Below are 18849 nucleotides of genomic sequence, written 5' to 3'. Positions count from 1 at the left end.
GTGATCCGGTGGCGAACTCTTCCGCGCGCGCATCGTTGGCCGCGATTGTCGTCCCGTATGCCCGCCACCTTGCCAAAGGGCATCCGATGAAAACACTGGCCAAACTCCCTGTCACCATCGTCACCGGTTTCCTCGGCTCGGGCAAAACCACCTTGCTGCGGCACATGCTCGACAACGCTCAGGGCCGCCGCATTGCGGTGATCGTCAACGAGTTCGGCGAGTTGGGCATCGACGGCGAAATCCTCAAACAGTGCTCCATCGGTTGCACTGAAGAAGAGGCCAACGGGCGTGTTTATGAACTCGCCAATGGCTGCCTCTGCTGCACTGTTCAGGAAGAGTTCTTCCCGGTGATGCGCGAACTGGTGGCCCGTCGCGGCGACCTCGACCATATTCTCATCGAAACGTCTGGCCTGGCCTTGCCGAAGCCATTGGTTCAAGCCTTCCAGTGGCCGGAAATTCGCAGCGCCTGTACCGTTGATGCGGTGATTACCGTGGTCGACAGCCCTGCCGTGGCCGCTGGCACCTTCGCCGCGTTCCCCGACCAGGTCGACGCTCAGCGCAAACTCGATCCGAACCTGGATCACGAGTCGCCGCTGCACGAATTGTTTGCCGACCAACTGGCCAGCGCCGACCTGGTGATCCTCAACAAGGCCGACTTGATCAGCCCTGAAGACCTGGCCCGCGTGCGCCTGGAAGTCGCCGAAGAGCTGCCGGCTGCGGTGAAAGTTATCCAAGCCAGCAGCGGACGCGTGCCGTTGGACGTGCTGATCGGCCTCGGCGCGGGTTCCGAAGAACACATCGACAGCCGTCACAGCCATCATGACCATCACCACGACGGTGAGGACGATCACGACCACGACGCGTTCGACTCCATCTCAATCGAATTGCCGCAAGCCGACGAAAGCCTGCTGATGGATGCGTTGACCCAGTTGGTGGTCAAGCACGGCATCCTGCGGGTCAAAGGCTTCGCCGCGATCCCGAACAAGCCGATGCGTTTGCTGATCCAAGGCGTGGGCACGCGCTTCGACAAGCACTTCGACCGTCAGTGGGGCGCCGATGAAGCGCGCACCACGCGCCTGGTGTTGATCGGCCAGGAACTGGACGCCGCTCTGCTCGAAGCGCAACTGCGCGCTGCGCTCAGCGTTTAAGCCATGCACCTGCTCAGGACTCAGCCCGGCGGTTTCGTGTCGGATGACAACATCGCCGACCTTGGACAAACGCCCGCCGAGCTGGTGATCCTGTGCAGCGGCGACTCCAGCCTGGCGCTGCTCGCCGAGGCGGCGCAACAGTTGCCCGACGATTACCCGAGTGTGCGTCTGGCCAACCCGATGCAGGTTCAGAACCATGCGTCGGTCGATTTGTACGTCGATGAAGTGTTGCGCCACGCCAAAGTCATTTTGATCTCGCTGCACGGTGGCATTGGCTATTGGCGTTACGGCGTCGAGCGATTGGTGGAACTGGCGGAGCGCGGCGTGCAGCTTATTTTGGTGCCCGGCGATGACCGTCCTGACCCCGAACTCAGTGACTTAAGCACCGTGGCGGCCAGCGATCGCGATCGCCTCTGGCAGTTTCTGCGTCAGGGCGGCATGAGCAACGCGCTGGATTTTTTCCGCTGCCTGGCCAATCGCTGGCTGGACCGAGACTATGCCTGGGCCGAGCCACAAACGTTGGCGCGCACGGCGATTTATCACCCGCAAAAAAGTCTGGCTGAACTCAAGGATTGGCAAGCGGACTGGAAAGTCGACCAGCCGGTGGCTGCGGTGCTGTTCTACCGTTCGCACTTGCAGGCAGCGAATACCGGTTTCATTGATGTTTTTTGCCAGCGCTTGCAAGCGGCGGGGCTAAACCCTTTACCCATCGCGTTGGCCAGTCTCAAAGAGCCTGGCTGCCTGGCGGCGGTCGAGGACTGGCTGGATGCGGTCGAGGCCGGGGTGATTCTAAATACCACCGGGTTTGCCCAATCCAGTCCTGAAGCGCCACACCTGCGGCCGTTCCGTCGCAACATCCCGGTGATTCAGGCGATTTGTGCCCAAGACAATGAACCCGGCTGGCGCGCCAGCGAACAAGGCCTCGGCCCGCGAGACCTGGCGATGCACATCGCGTTGCCGGAACTCGACGGGCGGATCATCAGTCGCCCGATCAGCTTCAAAGACCTGGCCTGGCGCAGCGAGCGCGGTCAGTGCGATGTGGTCTGCTATCGGCCACAACCTGAGCGCATGGACTTCGTTGCTGAGCTGGCGCGGCGCTGGATCGATCTGGGGCGAGTGCCCAACGCCGAAAAACGCATCGCCCTGATCCTGGCCAACTACCCGACCCGCGACGGTCGTATCGGCAATGGCGTAGGCCTCGACACCCCGGCCGCGGCGCTGAATATTCTGCGTGCGCTGCATCAAGAGGGTTATCCGGTGCCGGCCGAACTGCCGGACAGCGGCACCGCATTGATCCAGCAGTTGCTCGGCGGAGTCACTAATGACCTCGACAGTCTCGATCAGCGGCCGTGTCAGCAAAGCCTGGCGCTGGACGACTACCTTTTGATGTTCAGCGCACTGCCCGAAGCCAACCGCCAGGCGGTATTGGAGCGTTGGGGGCCGCCCGACAGTGATCCAATGTTCCGCGACGGTCGGTTGATGGTCGCGGGCCTGCGCTTGGGTCTGACCTTTATCGGTATTCAACCAGCTCGGGGTTATCAGGTAGATCCGAGCGCGGTTTATCACGACCCGGACCTGGTGCCGCCCCACGGCTATCTGGCGTTTTACTTCTGGTTGCGTAACACCTACGGCGCCCACGGTGTGGTCCATGTCGGTAAGCACGGCAACCTCGAATGGCTGCCCGGCAAAGGTGTCGGGCTGTCCGAGAACTGCTGGCCGGATGCGTTGCTCGGGCCGCTGCCGAACATCTATCCCTTTATCGTCAACGACCCCGGCGAAGGCGCTCAAGCCAAGCGCCGCACGCAAGCGGTGATCATCGATCACCTGATGCCGCCGCTGACCCGTGCCGAAACTTACGGTCCGCTGCGTAACCTTGAATTGCTCGCCGACGAGTATTACGAAGCGCAATTGCTTGATCCGCGCCGCGCCCGTGAGTTGCAGCGTGACATTCTGCAACTGGTGCGCGAGACGCAGATCGACCGCGAGCTGCAACTGGATGAAAAACTCGACAGTGCCGCCGACGCTGCAATCTGGTTGCCGCGGCTGGATACCTACCTGTGCGATTTAAAGGAGTCGCAGATCCGCGACGGCCTGCACATTTTTGGCGAGTCGCCCACCGGGCGTTTGCGTATCGACACCTTGCTGGCGTTGCTGCGCATTCCACGGGGCGATGGTCGCGGCGCCCAGTCAAGCCTGCTGCGGGCGCTGGCCAAAGCGTTTTGCTTGGGCTTCGATCCGTTGGATTGCGCGCTGGCCGACCCTTGGGTCGGGCCGAAACCGGCGCAACTGCTCACCGTCAGCGATGACGTATGGCGCACGGCAGGCGATACCCGCGAACGCCTGGAACTGTTCGCCGCGCACCTGATCTCGCAGGCGTTGAACCCGCCTCAGACCGGACTCGGTCCTTACGTGGGCGAGCCTGCTCGCGAAGCGCTTGCCCCTTCATTAACCATGTTGATTGAGACATCGTCATCGTCTGATCGTCTCCCGGAGGCAGGCTCGCGCTTAAAGGAAACGGGCTGGTCTGACGTGAGCGCGATCATCGACGGGCTACGTGACGTGGTCGCGCCGCGTCTGGACGCCTGTGGTCCCGCCGAAATGCGCGGTTTGCTGGACGCGCTTAGCGGTCGGTTTGTCCCGGCAGGGCCTAGCGGCGCACCCAGTCGTGGGCGTCTGGACGTGCTGCCCACCGGGCGCAACTTCTACTCGGTGGATGTGCGCAACTTGCCAACCACCACAGCGTGGCGCATCGGATTTCAGTCGGCGAACCTGATTCTTGAGCGGTACTTGCAAGACCACGGCGACCATTTGCGCCAGCTCGGGCTGTCGGTCTGGGGCACCGCCACCATGCGTACCGGCGGCGATGATATTGCCCAAGCCATGGCGTTGATGGGCGTGCGTCCGGTATGGGCCACCGGCAGTCAGCGGGTCGATGATTTCGAGATTCTGCCGCTAAGCCTGTTGGACCGGCCACGAGTGGACGTGACCTTGCGCGTCTCGGGTTTTTTCCGTGATGCCTTCGCCAACTTGATCCGCCTGTTCGATGCCGCCGTGCAAGCGGTGGCGGCGCTGGATGAGCCGGACGACCTCAATCCGTTGGCCGCCAAGGTCCGCGCCGAGCGTGAAACGCTGCGCCAATCGGGCCTGGATGAAGCGTCTGCTCAGCGTCAGGCGGGTTGGCGTATTTTCGGCGCCAAACCCGGTGCCTACGGAGCGGGCGTGCAGGGCGCTATCGACGGTCGACTGTGGCAAAGTCGTGAAGACCTGGCCGAGGTTTATCTGAACTGGGGCGGTTACGCCTACGGCGGATCTGACGAGGGTACGGCGGCCCGCGAACAGTTCGCTCAGCGCCTCAGTCAAGTGCAAGCGGTCTTGCAGAATCAGGACAACCGCGAGCATGACGTGCTCGACTCCAATGACTATTACCAATTCCAGGGCGGCATGCTGGCCGCCGTTGAAAGCCTCAGCGGCGAATCGGCGGCCAGCTATCACGGCGACCACAGTCAGCCGGACCTGCCGAAAATTCGCACCCTCAAGGAAGAGCTGAACCGGGTGATTCGCTCCCGTGCGGCCAATCCGAAGTGGATCGAGGGGGTTAAGCGCCACGGCTATAAGGGCGCGTTTGAAATGGCGGCGACGGTTGATAATCTATTCGCCTTCGACGCGACCACGCACCTGATCGATGATCACCAGTACGCCTTGTTGGCGGACGCCTACCTGCTGGACCCGGCGACGCGCGATTTTGTCCGCGAGCATAATCCTCATGCTTTGCGCGATATGACGGAGCGGATGCTGGAAGCCCAGCAGCGCGGTTTGTGGCAGGAACCGGGCGAGTACCGCGACGCGCTGGAAAATCTGTTGCTGGATATAGAAGAAGATTCCTGAGGTCTGATGGTTCCCACGCAGCGTGCGGGAACCATCAATCATCGACCATGACCGAGAGTTAACCATGACTGACACCCCGCATTTCCCGCTCTGTGCCGTGGTCGGCGCTGACGACTTGAAGCTGGCGCTGTACCTGACCGCCATCGACCCGAAAATCGGTGGTGTGTTAATTGAAGGCCCGCGTGGCATGGCCAAGTCCACGCTGGCACGCGGCTTGGCGGATTTGTTGGCCAGTGGTCAATTCGTCACGCTGCCGCTCGGTGCGACTGAAGAACGGCTGGTGGGCACCCTCGACCTGGACGCTGCGCTTAGCCAGGGCCGCGCACAATTTTCTCCGGGGGTGTTGGCTAAGGCCGATGGCGGCGTGCTGTACGTCGATGAAGTCAACTTGTTGCCCGATCACTTGGTGGATTTGCTGCTGGACGTGGCGGCCAGCGGGACCAACCTGATCGAACGTGATGGCATTTCCCATCGGCATTCGGCGAAGTTTGTGCTGATTGGCACCATGAACCCGGAAGAGGGCGAACTGCGTCCGCAACTGCTGGACCGCTTTGGGCTGAATGTCGCCCTGAGCGGTCAGACTGCACCTGCCGAACGCGGTCAGATCATTCGGCGGCGGCTGGATTTCGACAGTGATCCACACGGTTTTTGTGCCGATTGGGAAGTCCAGCAACAGTCGTTGCGCGAACGTTGCCAGCAAGCGCGTGAGGCATTGGCAAACATTCCCCTCGACGACGAAGCGTTGGCGCAGATCACTGAGCGCTGCTTTGCGGCGGGTGTCGATGGGCTACGGGCTGATCTGGTCTGGCTGCGGGCGGCTCGGGCCCATGCTGCCTGGCGCGGGGCCCGAACAATCAGTGATGAAGATATCGACGCGGTCGCCGAGTTTGCCTTGCGTCATCGCCGGCGTGAGCAGGCAGCGGCGGCACCGCAGTCGTCTCAAACGCCGCAGTCGCCATCTGCGCAATCCGCCAAGCCGAGTGAGGGCCAAGGTCAATGGGGTGAAATGCCTGCGCCGGCGTTGCCGGTCGGCGCGCGACGCGACGTGCCGAGCTGGCCAAAAAAGCCTTAGGCATTCGCCCTCGATCTGACGCGGGGGCGAATGCCAGACCCCAGCCAGGACGGCTCGATAACGGCCGGCAAGGCAAACAGCGCGCAGCCGTTCACGGCTCGATCAACTGGCCAAGTACGCTGCTCAATGGCCGGCCGCGTCAGCGACAGGATCTGGTGTTCCAACTGCGCACCCGTTCGCCTCACGAACTGTGGCTAGTGATTGTCGATGCATCGGCTTCCACCCGCCGTCATCAGGCATTGAGCGATGCTAAAGGCGTATTGGCGCAACTGTTTGACGATGCCTATCGTCAGCGCGCGCGCTTAGCCTTGTTGACGGCCAGTGGCGACACGCCGAAGTGGCAGATGCAAGGGCTTAAAGCGTCCAGTGGCCTGCGCGACTGGCTGGCGGGGCTGGGGGCGGGAGGCGGTACGCCGTTGCTGGCGGCGTTAGGGGCAGCGGGTCAATGGCTCGCGTCGCGGCGCAAGCGTTTTGCCGCCGAACAGCAGCGGGTGCTGCTGTTGACGGATGGACGACTGAAAGAATGGCCCATGCTGCCAGCGCTGGATTGCCCGGCGCTGCTGATCGATATCGAACGCGGTCCGATTCGGCTGGGGCGGGCCAAGGCGCTGGCCGCGCAATTGCGGGCTGACTATCGACACATCGATGAGCTGGTTTAGGGGAGTCCGCAGAGTTCGGACAAAATCCTACGATGCATTCAGTTTGTCAGATTGAGGTCATAGAACTTGACGCCTCGGGGTCAGGAAATACAGAAAATAGCCCTATTCTGACGCTACCCGAGTGATCTGCCTGACGCCCGGTTGGGGTATAGCCCAACCTGACATCAGAGCGGGGCTCGATGGTTTTTCGGGCTACACAGAACAGGAAGTATCGACCAGTACGCGAAGTTTTACTTCTACTGACTCTGCGTGTTCGTGCTCTTTTCATCACCACGCACTTCAATGGCGATAAGCCAACATTTTAGCTCCGACGAACGGCGGTTATCCTTTCGCGCACTATCAAAGGATGAATCGGGGCAGACCTCTGCCTGATCGGTTCTCTTATTAAGGACAATAGGTTATGCGTCTAATTCGCCGGGAAGATCGTGAGCGTCAAGGCATCAGCTTTAGCGAAATCGAATCGTCTTTTATCGCCAAAGCTAAAGTTCAGGAGGCTTTTACTGGTTATTTGGCTTTCACAAACCGGTGGTTCGAGAGAAACCACCGTTACCTGATGCTGAGCCGATAGTTAAACCGCAGCCTCAAGAGCCAGGCTTTTATGTCGTACCGAAAAGTACGACTGCTGAGCACCTGGAATCAACATTGTTTGCGGCGAAAAACCCGGCAGTGATCAGCAAATTCAAATCGCTAAACCCCAATTTGACCGACGTTAAAGCCGGTTCGATGATCGTCATCAGTGCCCCTACCAACCTGTAATGCACCCGCGAAGAAGCGTTGCTGATGGAAGCAGCGGCCAAGACGAATGCCGCACTCAAGCCGCTTAGTCCGGAAGAGGCTGACTTTATGGTTCGCCACCGCGACGAAATCGAAGCCTTTCTGGATTACGGTTCAAAGGGTATTGGCGTTGGTGAAGCGATGTTTGCCAATAATCTGGGGAACGTGAAAACCGTTTTGAATGACATCGAAGCACTGCACAAACGCACATTTCAAGCGGATGGCCACTTACGTTCGCCGGAGTTTTTTGCCGAGCGTAAACGCCTGCTCGCGCAGCTCAATACGAACCTGACCGCCTTCACCCGCAAGGGTATTGGTTTTCCTGATCACCCGAATTTGAAAAGTGCGCTGGGCATCTCCAGTCGCAGCTTGGTTCACCGCTGGACCAAAGCCGGTGCTGCTGAGCAAATCCCCGGATACGCCACGCACATCGACCTGCCCGTAGGGCATTAGGCGCCAAGCGTTCGACCGCCAGGCACCGAACATCCGCACCGATACGGCCACAACCTAGCTTGCCGAACGCTTAGCGTAAGATTTTTTCCGAATTCTGTTGGCTCCCCGTTTAACGCTAATTTTCGGGCGTATGAGCTGACCTGCTCGCGGGTCAGCCCACTGCCTGATCAGGCTTTTAGCGCAAGAGGTTAGTGCGCACCAATTCGATCACTTCATCCCCGCGCCCGCTCATCACTGCTTTGAGCAGGTACAAACTGAATCCCTTGGCCTGCTCCAGCTTGATGGTCGGTGGCATGGCCAGTTCCTGGGTGGCGGTGATCACATCGACCAAAACCGGTCCGTCATGTGCCAGTGCTCGGCGCAGCGCGGGCTCGAGCGCCTCTGAATCTTCGACACGAATCCCGAGAATACCCATGGCGTTGGCCATCGCCGCAAAGTCTGGATTGTGCAGGTCGGTGCCGGTGTCGAGCAGTCCGCTGGATTTCATCTCCATGGCGACAAATCCCAGCGCCGCGTTGTCGTAGATGATGATCTTGACCGGCAGCTTCAACTGCGCCAAGGAAATGAAATCCCCCATCAACATGCTGAAACCACCGTCGCCGGACAATGAAATCACCTGACGCCCGGCAAATGCTGCTTGAGCGCCGATGGCCTGGGGCATGGCGTTAGCCATCGAACCATGATTGAAAGAGCCGAGCAGTCGGCGCTTGCCGTTCATTTTCAGGTAACGCGCGGCCCACACCGTCGGCGTGCCGACGTTGGCGGTGAAGATGGCGTCTTCATCAGCCAGTTCGCTGAGAAGACGGGTCAGGTATTGCGGGTGAATCGGCCGTCCAGGCGCGGAAGGTTGCGCCAGGTCATCCAGCCCCTGACGGGCTTTTTCATAATGCTTGAGGGACGACGCTAGGAAACTTCGGTCGGCGCGATAAGGCAGACGCGGTAGCAAGGCAGCAAGGGTTTCGCCGACGTCGGCGGCAATGCCCAGGTCCAGCGGTGTGCGCCGGCCGAGTGCCTGGGGATTGTGATCGATTTGAATAATGGTCGCGTCGGTGGGGTAGAACTGGCGATAAGGGAAGTCAGTACCGAGCAACACCAGCGTGTCGCAGTTGAGCATCGCGTGATACCCGGAACTGAACCCGATCAACCCGGTCATGCCGACGTCGAACGGGTTGTCCCACTCCACATGTTCCTTCCCGCGCAAGGCATGCACCACCGGCGCGCCCAAGGCGTCTGCCAGCGCTACCACTTGATCGTGGGCGCCTGCGCAGCCGGCGCCGCACATCAGGGTCACAGCATTGCTTTGGCTCAGCAGTTCGACCAGTCGATCCAGGTCTTGGGGCGCGGGGAGAGTGCGAGGCTTGGAAAGCACCGGCCAAGGCTTCAGGTTGTCTTCGACTTCCTGCAACGCCACGTCACCGGGGATCACCACGACGGCGACGCCACGATTGAGGATCGCGCTGCGCATCGCCCGGTGCAGCACGTGCGGCATCTGCGCCGGGTTGCTGACCAACTCGACGAAGTGGCTGCACTCCTTGAACAGTTCTTGCGGATGGGTCTCTTGAAAGTAGTTCAAGCCGACTTCGGACGAAGGAATCTGCGCCGCGATGGCGAGCACCGGTACATGGTTCCTGTGGCAGTCGAACAGCCCGTTGATCAGGTGCAAGTTGCCGGGGCCGCAACTGCCGGCACACACCGCCAACTCTCCGGTGACCGCCGCTTCGGCACCGGCAGCGAAGGCCGCGACCTCCTCATGACGGACATGCATCCACTCGATGCTGTCCATGGTGCGCAGGGCCTCGGTCAGACCGTTGAGGCTGTCGCCGGTCAGGCCCCAGATGCGTTTTACGCCGGCCTGTTCAAGCGTGGTTGCCAGTTGCTGCGCAAGGGTGATTTTCGCCATGGGATGCTCCAGTGATCGATCGGTAGTCCTCGGGTTTAAAAGAGGACAACTCAAGCACGGTCATGACTCCCTTGATCTTCGATTACTTGGCCATCGCCTGACGGTACTGCCGCGTGCGGCGGGCGATGTATAGACGGTCGAGGATCAGTGCCCATAGCGCCGAGACCTGCGGTCGCGGTTTGCGCCCACGGCTCAGGCGATGGAGCTGGAACTTCACCACCGCCATGGTCGCCAAGGCGGCCAGCGGTTTGCGCTTCCAGTGTATCGGCGGCAGTTGCGGGTGGCTGTTGCGGCCCTCGCGCCAGTGTTTGACCACGTGCGGCTCCAGCGCCATTGCGGTGCCAATCCCGGCCATGGCGATGCCGCTGTCGAGCACGCGTTCGACGATTGCCAAGCGGCGGATACCGCCGGTCACCATCACCGGCATACGCGCCACACTCGCCAACTCTTCGGCCATCTCAAGGAAGTATGCCTCCCGCGCGAGCGTCCGCCCGTCGCGCGCTTCACCTTGCATGGCCGGCGCTTCGTAGCTGCCGCCGGACAATTCGAGCAAGTCCACCTGATGCTCGTTAAGCCACTGGATGACTTGCCGGGCGTCGTCGGCATCGAATCCGCCGCGTTGGAAATCGGCTGAGTTGAGCTTCACCGCCACGCAGAATTGCGCTGAAACCGCTTGGCGAACAGCACCGACCACCGCCAGCAGCAACCGCGCGCGATTTTCCAGAGCGCCGCCCCATTGGTCCGTGCGCAGATTGGTCAGCGGTGACAAAAACTGGCTGAGCAAATAGCCGTGGGCGGCATGAATCTGTACGCCGGTAAAACCAGCTTTTTCTGCCAGTGCTGCACTGGCGGCGAAGCGTTGGATCACGTCTGCGATGTCACTTTCATTCATGGGCCTGGGTTCAGCGAACATCTTCGAGAACGCGCCCAGATCGAGTGCCACCGCCGACGGCGCCCAAGCCTGTTGGCCGAGATTGGCCATGGTCTGGCGCCCTGGGTGATTGAGTTGCATCCAGAATTGCGCGCCACCAGCCCGGCCAACGGCCGCCCACTGGCGAAAACGCTCAAGGTGTCGCTCGTCTTCCAATACCACGCCGCCGGGGCCTGTCATGGCTCGACGGTCGATCATCACGTTGCCGGTCAGCAACAACCCGGCTTCACCTTTGGCCCAGGCTTGATACAGACGCAACAGCGCATCCGCAGGTGCCTGTTGGGTATCGGCAAGGTTTTCTTCCATCGCGGCTTTGGCCAGGCGGTTGTCGATGGTCTGGCCGTTGGGCAGTTTCAACGCTTGGAAGGGCGACATGCTTGACTCCTCATCAATGAAGCGTAGAGGCTAAGCTTAAAGCTAACTTTAATGTCAAGCAGGCAAACGAGGCTCGAGTGAAAATTGGTGAATTGGCGCAATTAAGTGGGTTAAACGCATCGCGCATTCGTTTTTACGAGGCTCAAGGCCTCATCCCGAAAGTCGAACGCCGCGCTAATGGCTACCGGCATTATCCGGACCACGTCGTGCAAACCCTGAACATCATCCTGTGTGCTCAGCAGGCCGGGTTCAGCCTGGAAGAGTTGAAGCAACTGTTGCCCGACAGCGCCACCGGTGAGTTTAAGCACCAAAACCTGGTGGCGGGCCTCGCACGCAAGGTCGAGCAGATCGAAGCAATCCAGTTGCACTTGGTTCAGAGCAAGGCGCAGCTCTTGGGGCTGATCGCCGATATTCAGGCACGGCCCGAGGGGATGGACTGCGAGGCGAATGCCGAGCGAGTGCTGGCCTCATTCACGCCTGCGCGGTGATTGTTGAACCAGCAGGCATCTGATTCAGTGCAAAGGCGTCGTAATCAGGTCCAGGAACAGTCAGATTTCAAATGCCTTACAAATTTTGTAATGAATTCACGCTGTAGGAAATATTGACTGAGGCTGTACGATTCCAATCCTTTTGTCCTTTCAGGAACTGCATGAACACCGTCTCGGAGCCTCCCAGTCAACCTTATATCTCGCGCACTCGCGCAACCCTGACGCAGGCCAAATACCCGGTCTTTCGACGTCCATCTGTCTCAGCCATTGCACCTCAACGGCCTTCGTGCCGCACCTTGCCGTGCCCGGCATTCTGAATTCGCTGAAGAGATCGAGACGTTTTTATGGAATGGATAGCTGATCCCACCGCTTGGTTGGGCCTGTTGACGTTGATCGTGCTAGAGCTGGTGCTGGGCATCGATAACTTGGTGTTTATCGCGATCCTGGCGGACAAGTTACCGCCGGAGCAGCGCGACCGCGCACGCCTTATTGGTTTGTCCCTGGCGCTGTTGATGCGTCTTGGCTTGCTGGCGAGTATTTCCTGGCTGGTGACTCTGACTCAGCCGCTGTTCGAGGTGTTCGACAAGGCCTTTTCGGGCCGTGACCTGATCATGTTGTTGGGTGGTGTGTTTCTGTTGTTCAAAGCCACGATGGAGTTGCACGAACGGCTCGAAGGGCATGTCGGTCAGCGGGCGAGCAATGCCGCTTATGCGATGTTCTGGCCGATCGTGGCGCAGATTGTGGTGCTCGACGCGGTATTTTCGCTCGACGCGGTGATTACCGCCGTGGGCATGGTCGATGAACTCGCGGTGATGATGATCGCGGTGATCATTTCTATTGGCCTGATGATCGTTGCCAGCAAGCCGTTGACCCGATTCGTCAACGAACATCCGACAGTGATCATGCTCTGCCTGGGCTTCCTGATGATGATCGGTTTCGCCCTGACCGCCGAAGGCCTGGGGTTCCACATTCCCAAGGGTTATCTGTATGCGGCCATTGGTTTTTCGATCTTGATTGAGGTGTTCAACCAGGTCGCCCGGGCCCGGCGCAAGCGCTCTATGCAAGGTCTGCGGCCGATGCGTGAGCGCACGGCCCATGCTGTGATGCGTTTATTGGGGGGGGGCACGTTGGCGGTGGAAGAGGTCGGCGAGGAGATTGCCGACTTGCTGGATAACGGTGACGTGCCGAGTGCTTCGCTGTTCGGCCGACGCGAGCGAGTGATGATCAGTGGTGTGCTGCAACTGGCCGAGCGGCCGATACGCACGCTGATGACCGTGCGGGCCGATGTTGATCACATCGATTTGTCTGACGATGCGGTAACTATTCGTAAGCGGCTGATGCACTCGTCCTATTCACGCCTGCCGCTGATTCGCGACGGCGCGGTAGATGAGCCGCTGGGCTTCGTGCATAAGAAAGAATTGCTGAAGGAATACCTGGCCGGCCACGAGCCCGACCTCGAAAACCTCGCACGCAAGACCCTCAATCTGCTGGACAGCTACTCGATCCTCAATGCGCTTGAGCAGATGCGTCAAGCCTCGACCCACATTGCCTTTGTGGTCAATGAATTCGGTGACTTCGTCGGTGTGCTGACCATGACCGACATTCTTGAATCGATCGCTGGCGAACTGCCGGATGCCAGCGAAATTGAAGGCCCGGATGTGGTCGAGGAGCAGGGCGGGTTCAGGGTCAGCGGTGCGTTGAATTTGACGCGGGTTCGACAGCTGACCGGTTTCAGCGCGCAACCCACCGAGGATTACCAGACCTTGGCCGGTTGGGTGATGAGCGTGCTGGATCGCTTGCCGATGATCGGTGACCGTCATCAATGGGACGGTTGGATGGTGACGGTGATGGCGGTAGAGGAACGTCGGGTGACGCAGGTATTGCTGGTGCGCAGCAGTGGGTAACGCAGCGCCGCACTGACGGGCCTCATCGCGAGCAAGCTCGCGCCCCTAGGTGATCACGGTTGACACAACGTGTGTGTTCACCGGCAATCTCTGGGGTGGCGAGCTTGCTCACGATAGCGATATTCCCCGTGTCACAAACTCAAGCCCTGATCAGGGAATGCGCCCGAGACACAGTGCATAGGCTACGCAGTGTTCGGTGCAACCACGTGAGGTCATGGCTCGGTTTTTTAGCCTTGTAATTGGGTTTCACCTTGCCGATGTGTGTGACGAAGTCCTCTGTCAGGCTCTGCTCAGTGCCAATCCCTTTGAGCTTTTTTAGCAGTTTTCCATCTTTGTAAAACAGTACGGTCGGGGTGCCGGTGACCTGCGGATGCCGGGGCGATTCGCTGGTTTTCAATACGAAGACAGTCGCGCGATGTCGAAACGGCTCGGCGACCTGGCGGAAAATCGGCTCTGCCGTTTCGCACGCGGGGCAATGCTCATCACCGAAGTACAGGATGACCGGACGCCAGGTGTTGAGAACCTTGCGGTAGGTCGGGGCCAACATTGAGTTAGGGGGGAGCGCGGTCACGGCAATCTCCTTTTCGTAGCGTTCGTCGAAGACGTGGTTGACGTTAGAGGAGGGTGGCGGGCAGGTCTACTGTCAGAAATTACAGGTCGAAGCATTCTTGAGCGTTAAAGGGTATGCAGCGCTGCACCATCATCGTTCGCTCAAGCCACACTGTGACCCCACTACTCGCGGGTTGTAGTCAACGGTAGCGTTTTCTCCGCAGTTCGTGGCGTAACGTTTTTTCCGTGTCATCACGCATCGCTCTGATTCAAAACACTTTTCAAGGTTCCTAACATCACTCATGCAGCCTGTGGCACACTTTCTGCTGTCTATTCCGCTATTACATACCAGTATCCGTTATAGCGGAATACACATTCTCCTGGAGTGCTTGCCATGCATCGCCGACCTTCCTTGTTCAAAGCGTGTGTTTTTATCCTCGCGGCTTCGGCCGCTGCCGTGGGTGTTGCCCAGGCGGCGGACAGCAAGCTCGACAGTGTGCTGGCCCGTGGGAAGTTGATGGTGGGGACGGGCAGCACCAATGCGCCGTGGCACTTCCAGGGGGCAGACGGCAAGTTGCAGGGTTTTGATATCGACATCGGGCGCATGATCGCCAAGGGTTTGTTCAATGACCCGAGCAAGGTCGAGTTCGTGGTGCAGTCCTCCGATGCGCGAATTCCGAACCTGCTGACGGACAAAGTCGACATCAGTTGTCAGTTCATCACGGTCACCGCCAGCCGTGCTCAGCAGGTGGCTTTTACACTGCCGTATTACCGCGAAGGCGTTGGCCTGTTGCTGCCGACCAACAGCAAGTACAAAGAAATCGAAGACCTCAAAGCCGCCGGCGACAGCGTGACGGTGGCGGTTTTGCAAAACGTGTACGCCGAAGAGCTGGTCCACCAGGCGCTGCCCAAGGCTAAGGTCGATCAGTACGACAGCGTGGACCTGATGTACCAGGCCGTGAACTCTGGCCGTGCCGATGCGGCGGCGACCGATCAGTCGTCGGTGAAATACCTGATGGTGCAGAACCCTGGCCACTACCGCAGTCCGGCCTATGCCTGGAGCCCGCAAACATACGCCTGTGCCGTCAAACGCGGCGATCAGGACTGGCTGAATTTCGTCAATACCGTGTTGCATGAAGCAATGACCGGCGTGGAGTTCCCAACCTACGCGGCGTCATTCAAACAGTGGTTCGGTGTAGACCTGCCTTCGCCTGCGATTGGTTTTCCTGTCGAATTCAAATGACCCCGTGAGAGTGGGGCGACCCTCAATCGCCCCGCTCAAGGTGCTGCTGACCATGAACTATCAGTTGAACTTTGCGGCCGTTTGGCGCGATTTCGACACCTTGCTGGCAGGGCTCGGCCTGGGCCTTGAGCTGGCGTTGTTGTCGATCGCCATTGGCTGCGTGATCGGCCTGCTGATGGCGTTTGCTTTGCTGTCAAAGCACCGCACGTTGCGGGTGCTGGCGTCGGTGTACGTGACGGTGATCCGTAACACGCCGATTCTGGTGTTGATTCTGTTGATCTACTTTGCGTTACCGAGTTTGGGGATCCGCCTGGACAAGATTCCGTCGTTCATCGTCACGCTGTCGCTGTATGCCGGGGCGTACCTGACCGAGGTCTTTCGCGGCGGCCTGCTGAGTATCCCCAAAGGACAGCGCGAAGCCGGGTTGGCGATTGGGTTGGGCGAGTGGCAGGTCAAGGCTTATGTCACCGTGCCGGTGATGCTGCGCAACGTACTGCCGGCCTTGTCGAACAACTTCATTTCGCTGTTCAAGGACACCTCGTTGGCGGCGGCGATTGCCGTGCCGGAGCTGACCTATTACGCGCGCAAGATCAATGTCGAGAGCTACCGGGTGATTGAAACCTGGATGGTGACCACTGCGCTCTATGTCGCCGCTTGTTACCTCATTGCCATGATCCTGCGCTACCTCGAGCAGCGTCTGGCAATTCGCCGATAGGAGGCCCCATGGTCCAATCCCCCAGTTGGTTGCATGAGTTGTGGATTGCCCGGGAAATCCTGTGGTCGGGCTTTCTGACCAGCGTGCAGTGCTCGGCGCTGGCGATTTTGTTCGGTACGCTGATCGGCATCTTTGCCGGACTGGTGCTGACCTACGGCACGTTCTGGATGCGCGCACCCTTTCGTCTGTACGTCGATCTGATTCGCGGCACCCCGGTGTTCGTTTTGGTGCTGGCCTGCTTTTACATGGCGCCGGCGCTGGGCTGGCAAATTAGCGCGTTCCAGGCCGGGGCCCTGGGCCTGACGCTGTTCTGCGGCTCGCACGTCGCCGAAATTGTCCGTGGTGCGCTGCAAGCGTTACCTCGCGGGCAGATGGAGGCGAGCAAGGCCATCGGCCTGACGTTCTATCAATCGCTGGGTTATGTGCTGTTGCCGCAGGCGCTACGGCAGATTTTGCCGACCTGGGTCAACTCATCCACCGAGATCGTCAAGGCGTCGACGCTGCTATCGGTAATCGGTGTCGCCGAGTTGTTGCTCAGCACCCAACAAATCATCGCCCGGACCTTCATGACCCTGGAGTTTTATCTGTTCGCCGGTTTGCTTTTTTTCGTCATCAACTACGCCATCGAATTACTCGGCCGGCACATTGAAAAGCGGGTGGCTTTGCCATGACTCAAGCACACGTTTCGACCCAGAACGCCCCGGCTTTGCTGGACATTCGCGGGCTGCATAAGTAATACGGCAAGCTCGAAGTGCTCAAAGGCGTGGACCTGACCTTGCAGCGCGGCAATGTGGTCACGCTGATTGGCTCCAGTGGTTCGGGCAAGACCACGTTGCTGCGTTGCGTGAACATGCTCGAAGAGTTTGAAGGCGGGAAAATCCTGCTCGACGGCGAGTCAATCGGCTATGACGAAGTCAACGGCAAGCGTGTGCGTCACGCCGAAAAAGTCATCGCTCGTCATCGGGCCATGACCGGTATGGCGTTCCAACAATTCAATTTGTTCCCCCACCTCACGGCGTTGCAGAACGTCACCCTCGGCCTGCTCAAGGTCAAAAAACTGCACAAGGATCAAGCGGTCGCGCTGGCCGAGAAGTGGCTGGATCGGGTGGGCCTGCTTGAGCGCCGGGATCACTTTCCCGGTCAGTTGTCTGGCGGTCAGCAGCAACGGGTGGCGATTGCTCGGGCAATCGCAATGAACCCGAGCCTGATGCTGTTCGATGAGGTCACCTCGGCCCTCGACCCGGAACTGGTGGGCGAGGTGTTGAACGTGATCAAGGGCCTGGCCGATGAAGGCATGACCATGTTGCTGGTGACCCACGAGATGCGTTTTGCCTTTGAGGTCTCGGACAAGATCGTCTTCATGAACCAGGGCCGTATCGAAGAGCAGGGGCCCCCAAAAGAACTGTTTGAGCGCCCGCAATCGCCGCGACTGGCGGAATTTCTGAAGAACACTCGGTTTTAATTTTTCAATCAGGAGAAACACTCATGAGCATTACTCGTTACGGCACTGGCAGCACCGCCGGTGGCGGTCAGCCTCGTCCTTTTGCGCGTGCCGTTGAAGCCGATGGTTGGCTGCACGTGTCCGGTCAGGTGCCGGCGCTGGAGGGCGAAATCATCGTGGGCGGCATTGTCGAGCAGACGCATCAGACCATGAAGAACCTGATCGCCATCCTCGAAGAGGCCGGTTATGGCCTGGAAGATGTGGTTCGCACCGGTGTGTGGCTGGAAGATCCACGGGATTTCTGGAGTTTCAACAAGGTCTTCTCCGAGTATTTCAGCCCAGAGCACGCTCCGGCCCGGGCCTGTGTGCAGGCGAACATGATGGTCGATTGCAAGGTCGAGATTGATTGCATCGCTTACAAGAAAAAAGCCTGAGCCGAGTCGCGCTAATGAGCGTTCCCGCGCTCCCCGTGGGAACGGTCATTAGCGGTAAACTCCCGGCACTTTGAATGGGAACCTGAAGAGATGACCGAAGACACCATCAAGCGCCGGGCTCGCGGTCTGGACCGGGCATTCGATATCCTCGATTTCCTTAAGGAAATCGGCCAGCCCTTGCGTCCTAACGACATCGCCAACGGCATCGGTAGTCCGAAATCCACGGTGTATGAACTCGTCGCCTCGTTACTGGAACGGCGCATTCTGGAGCCTGTGGGCAAGGACGGTCACGTCTACCTCGGCCGTCAGTTGTACTTTCTGGGGCAGGCGCATTTGCGCCATTTCGACCTCAGTCGCGAGGCCGACCACGCCTTGCAGGACATCGTCAGCCAAACCCGCGAAACCGCACAAATGTGCCTGCTCAACGGCCGCAAATACACCGTGGCGCTGATGAAAGAGGGCGAGCGGCATTTCCGCATTTCTTCAGACATTGGTGAAAACGCCCCGATTCCCTGGACTGCGTCTGGGCGCCTGCTGCTGGCGCACCTTAGCGACCAGGACATTGTCGACCTGATCGACCCTGATGATTTCATCCTGCCCGACGGTGAGCGTCTGCCGCTGGAGCAGTTTCTCAAGGAAATCCGTCAGGCCGGTATCGATGGTTTCTTTTCCTTCGACAGCGTCGCCGACACCTTTACCCATTGTTTCGCCGCCCCGGTCAAAGACCCCGGCGGCGTGGCCATTGCGACCTTGTGCATCGTCGCTCCACGGGCCGATGCTAAAACTCACTACAACGACTATCGCCGGGTGTTGATCGATAGCGCCAACGGCTTGGCCCGGCGTATCAACGAATAACAGCGGCTGCTTGCAGCTGCGTG

16 protein-coding genes are annotated in these 18849 nt (G+C 59.5%); 13 read left to right on the top strand and 3 right to left on the bottom strand.

The genetic code is table 11. The features are described 5' to 3' along the window. Positions 1-86: 86 nt before the first annotated feature. The 5 genes from cobW to RHM68_RS13605 all read left to right on the top strand — a co-directional run bounded on the left by cobW (position 87) and on the right by RHM68_RS13605 (position 7991). Entirely contained in the window at positions 87-1148 is a 1062-nt protein-coding gene (gene cobW, locus RHM68_RS13625) for a cobalamin biosynthesis protein CobW (RefSeq protein ID WP_322223795.1), read from the top strand. 3 nt (positions 1149-1151) lie between these two features. Then, the gene (gene cobN / locus RHM68_RS13620) at positions 1152-5033 is read left to right on the top strand and encodes a cobaltochelatase subunit CobN (RefSeq protein WP_322215425.1); all 3882 of its coding nucleotides are present in this window, start codon (positions 1152-1154) and stop codon (positions 5031-5033) included. 64 nt (positions 5034-5097) lie between these two features. After that, on the top strand, positions 5098-6105 hold the full coding sequence (locus RHM68_RS13615) for an ATP-binding protein (protein WP_322215423.1): 1008 nt from the start codon (positions 5098-5100) through the stop codon (positions 6103-6105). A gap of 2 nt (positions 6106-6107) precedes the next feature. Beyond that, entirely contained in the window at positions 6108-6764 is a 657-nt protein-coding gene (locus tag RHM68_RS13610; RefSeq protein ID WP_322223793.1) for a vWA domain-containing protein, read from the top strand. A gap of 780 nt (positions 6765-7544) precedes the next feature. Next, the gene (locus RHM68_RS13605) at positions 7545-7991 is read left to right on the top strand and encodes a hypothetical protein (protein ID WP_322215421.1); all 447 of its coding nucleotides are present in this window, start codon (positions 7545-7547) and stop codon (positions 7989-7991) included. A 175-nt stretch (positions 7992-8166) separates the two neighbouring features. Here the strand turns inward: RHM68_RS13605 and poxB are convergent, their stop codons facing one another. Both poxB and RHM68_RS13595 read right to left on the bottom strand, forming a co-directional pair. Beyond that, positions 8167-9891 carry a ubiquinone-dependent pyruvate dehydrogenase gene (gene poxB, locus RHM68_RS13600; protein ID WP_322215419.1) on the bottom strand — a complete coding sequence of 575 codons (1725 nt, stop codon included), beginning with the start codon at positions 9889-9891 and terminating at the stop codon, positions 8167-8169. An 82-nt stretch (positions 9892-9973) separates the two neighbouring features. Further along, the gene (locus tag RHM68_RS13595) at positions 9974-11197 is read right to left on the bottom strand and encodes an NADH:flavin oxidoreductase/NADH oxidase family protein (RefSeq protein WP_322215416.1); all 1224 of its coding nucleotides are present in this window, start codon (positions 11195-11197) and stop codon (positions 9974-9976) included. A gap of 77 nt (positions 11198-11274) precedes the next feature. On the opposite strand from RHM68_RS13595, the gene RHM68_RS13590 reads away from it, so the two are divergent. Together RHM68_RS13590 and RHM68_RS13585 are read left to right on the top strand one after the other, a co-directional pair. Next, entirely contained in the window at positions 11275-11685 is a 411-nt protein-coding gene (locus tag RHM68_RS13590; RefSeq protein WP_322215413.1) for a MerR family transcriptional regulator, read from the top strand. 344 nt (positions 11686-12029) lie between these two features. Continuing rightward, the gene (locus RHM68_RS13585) at positions 12030-13589 is read left to right on the top strand and encodes a TerC family protein (RefSeq protein WP_322215411.1); all 1560 of its coding nucleotides are present in this window, start codon (positions 12030-12032) and stop codon (positions 13587-13589) included. 139 nt (positions 13590-13728) lie between these two features. Here the strand turns inward: RHM68_RS13585 and RHM68_RS13580 are convergent, their stop codons facing one another. Further along, positions 13729-14136 (bottom strand): thioredoxin domain-containing protein, encoded by a 408-nt coding sequence (locus RHM68_RS13580; RefSeq protein WP_416195245.1) that lies wholly within the window; start codon positions 14134-14136, stop codon positions 13729-13731. Between the two features lie 396 nt (positions 14137-14532). Between RHM68_RS13580 and RHM68_RS13575 the strand changes: the two genes are divergently transcribed. The 6 genes from RHM68_RS13575 to RHM68_RS13550 all read left to right on the top strand — a co-directional run bounded on the left by RHM68_RS13575 (position 14533) and on the right by RHM68_RS13550 (position 18826). Next, positions 14533-15381: a transporter substrate-binding domain-containing protein gene (locus RHM68_RS13575; RefSeq protein ID WP_322215408.1), complete on the top strand. Its 849-nt coding sequence runs from the start codon at positions 14533-14535 to the stop codon at positions 15379-15381. Positions 15382-15433: 52 nt separating this feature from the next. Next, entirely contained in the window at positions 15434-16096 is a 663-nt protein-coding gene (locus RHM68_RS13570) for an amino acid ABC transporter permease (protein ID WP_322215406.1), read from the top strand. A gap of 8 nt (positions 16097-16104) precedes the next feature. After that, entirely contained in the window at positions 16105-16767 is a 663-nt protein-coding gene (locus RHM68_RS13565) for an amino acid ABC transporter permease (RefSeq protein WP_322215404.1), read from the top strand. An 80-nt stretch (positions 16768-16847) separates the two neighbouring features. Further along, entirely contained in the window at positions 16848-17558 is a 711-nt protein-coding gene (locus RHM68_RS13560; protein WP_416195196.1) for an amino acid ABC transporter ATP-binding protein, read from the top strand. Between the two features lie 23 nt (positions 17559-17581). Next, entirely contained in the window at positions 17582-17971 is a 390-nt protein-coding gene (locus RHM68_RS13555; protein ID WP_322215402.1) for a RidA family protein, read from the top strand. Positions 17972-18061: 90 nt separating this feature from the next. Then, complete coding sequence (locus RHM68_RS13550) at positions 18062-18826, top strand: IclR family transcriptional regulator (protein ID WP_322215400.1); 765 nt, start codon at positions 18062-18064, stop codon at positions 18824-18826. Positions 18827-18849 lie beyond the last annotated feature (23 nt).

The organism is Pseudomonas sp. DC1.2 (genome assembly GCF_034351645.1).
Taxonomy (GTDB): Bacteria; Pseudomonadota; Gammaproteobacteria; order Pseudomonadales; family Pseudomonadaceae; genus Aquipseudomonas.
Note: the sequence above shows the minus strand (reverse complement) of the source record. Positions and strands in the feature narration are given on the sequence as shown.